Below are 2,570 nucleotides of genomic sequence, written 5' to 3' on the forward strand. Positions count from 1 at the left end.
CCTGATATCTTCCGATGAGCTTCCTACAAGCACGTCAAATTCACCTGGTTCCACAAGTTTTTTCATTTCCTGGTTCCAGAGGCTTAATTCATTAAAGTTAATTTCAAATGAAACTAATTTCGATTCTCCAGGTTCTATCTCTATTTTACGAAAACCTTTTAACATTTTTACCGGGGTGGTAACCGAACTTACTTTGTCGTTCAAATACAATTGAACAACTTCCTTTCCTTTAATATCGCCTATGTTTTTTACATCGCAAGTTATACGTAACGGCTCCCCTGTTTGCAGCTCTTTACTTTCTATTTTCAGGTTTGAATATTCAAACTCAGTATAGCTTAATCCGTGACCAAAGCAAAATAAAGGATCGGGAGTTGAAAACACATAGTCTCTCCCTGGATTTTCCAGCGTACCCCTCTGCCGATAGTACCCTTTTGCAGAAGGTTTATGTGCCGATATGCTAGGCATGTGCCCTACACTCCGAGGAACAGATACCGGAAGTTTTCCTGAAGGATTAACTTCTCCAAACAGAATATTGGCTATAGCTAATCCACCCTGTTCGCCAGGATACCAAGCTTCAATAATAGCAGGTATATTTTCCTTTTCCCAGTTAATGGAGTATGGCCGGCCATGTATCATTACCAACACTATTGGCTTACCTGTTTCGTGAATAGCTCTGATTAGTTCGGGTTGTACACCCGGAGGAGTTAGCGTTGTACGGTCTAGCCCCTCACCGCAGGTATTGTGCTTATCCAACTTGTCGTTGCCCCAGCCTATTCCTGAATAAATAATACTTGTTCCGCCAATAGCCAGCACAACCACGTCATTGTTTTTAGCAATGCGCACAGCCTCTTCAATGCCGCTTTTATCTAGATCGGTTATTCCACATCCTCTGGCATAGTTAACCTTTACATTATCTCCGACAAGCTGTTTTATACCATCAAGAAGTGTAATGCCGTAGTCGTTGCTCTTGGTTACCGAATAGTCGCCAAATTGCACCTGATCGGCATTGGGTCCAATTACAGCAATTGATCCTAACTTTGTTTTGTCGAATGGAAGCAGTTGATCCATGTTTTTTAAAAGTATAACTGATTCTTCTGCCATTTTTTGTGCATGGGCAATATGTTCGAGCGTATGTATCTTCTCCTCTCTGTTAGTAGGAACAGTGTAAGGGCTGTCAAATAAACCAGCTTTGAACTTTGCAAGCAAAATTCGCTTTACCGCAGTATCAACTATTTCCTCATCCAGGTCACCACTTTCAACCAATTCCTTCAATTCTCCGTAAGCATATTGCGAAGGAGCTTCTAAATCAACTCCGGCAATTATAGCTTGTTTGGCAGTTTCTTGTTTATCTGAGGCTGTATGATGAAAGTTCTGAAGCATATTTAGCGCTGTATAGTCGGAAAAGATGTAGCCATTAAAACCCCATTCTCCTCTCAGAATATCTGTTAACAACCATTTGCTGGCATGAACGGGAACCCCATCTACCTCGTGATAGCCTGGCATAATACTATATATGTTTGCATCTTTTACAGCTTTTTCGAAAGGCACAAGGTGCTGGCTCCTTAAATCTCTTTCACCGATAACTGCCGGAGCGATATTAATTCCGGCCTGAGGGGTGCTGTATGCAACAAAATGCTTGGCAGTACACATTAATTTGTTTTCAGGAATGTGCTTTTTTGTGATTTCTGGATCGCCCTGCATCCCCGTTACAAAAGCCTTTCCCATTTCCGAAACCAGAAAAACATCTTCGCCATAACATTCTTCTACCCTGCCATAACGGTGATCAATGGCCAGATCAAAAAGCGGAGATAAGGCCTGATCAACACCTGCTGAACTTGCCTCTTTGGCAATTATACTTCCCATAGCCCTAATTAACTCAGGGTCCCAGGAACTTCCCTGTGCAATGGCTTGCGGGAAAATGGTTGCGCCAAGTGCCATCTGCCCGTGAAGACATTCCGCAATCTGAATGGCAGGAATTCCCAGACGCGTATTTTCTCGTAAATATTTATCGGCAGCAGCTGAAAACTTTGCAATTTTTTCGTGCTCAACAAAAGGGCTTTCTAGACAACCAATACTTTGCCCGTTAAATAAGTTCTCTAGCGACTCTGTGGTGACTTCTCCTTTTTCATCGAGTTGAAGCTGGTTCAGGCTTTTCATCGACAACTGGTTTATTTTTTCCTCCAGAGTCATTCGCATCACTAAATCATGTACTCGATTTTCAACAGGTGCATCTTTGTCCATATATACCAGTTTATCTTCAAGACCAGAACATGACATTAATTTCAGGACTAATAACAAAAGGCTATATTTCCAAATTACTTTTATTTTTAAACTCATTATTAAAAAGATTTCTTTTATTTTAAGTTCCTATAAGAATCAACCGAAGCACCAATACCTGTTTTAGGATTACCATATATATCCAAATGTCCGCGGATAGCAAAACCGTTGGGTTCGTAAATCGTGGCACACGAAGGGCTGATCTTTTCCAGTTCTTTCCATTCTTCCCAAAGTTCATCGTACCGTCCTATTGCCTCTCTTATTTTATTCTTTTCGTATTCTCCTGTTTGGTC

Annotated in this window: 2 protein-coding genes; both read right to left on the bottom strand. The window is 41.2% G+C overall.

What is annotated here, in order from left to right:
* Positions 1–2,241: glycoside hydrolase family 3 N-terminal domain-containing protein (locus K7G79_RS14605; RefSeq protein WP_223552334.1), on the bottom strand; the 2,241-nt coding region annotated here is incomplete at its 3' end.
* A gap of 113 nt (positions 2,242–2,354) precedes the next feature.
* Positions 2,355–2,570 (bottom strand): hypothetical protein (locus tag K7G79_RS14610; protein WP_223552335.1); only part of this gene is annotated, 216 nt, incomplete at its 5' end.

It is taken from the genome of Aestuariivivens sp. NBU2969 (genome assembly GCF_019931125.1).
Lineage (GTDB): Bacteria > Bacteroidota > Bacteroidia > Flavobacteriales > Flavobacteriaceae > Aestuariivivens > Aestuariivivens marinum.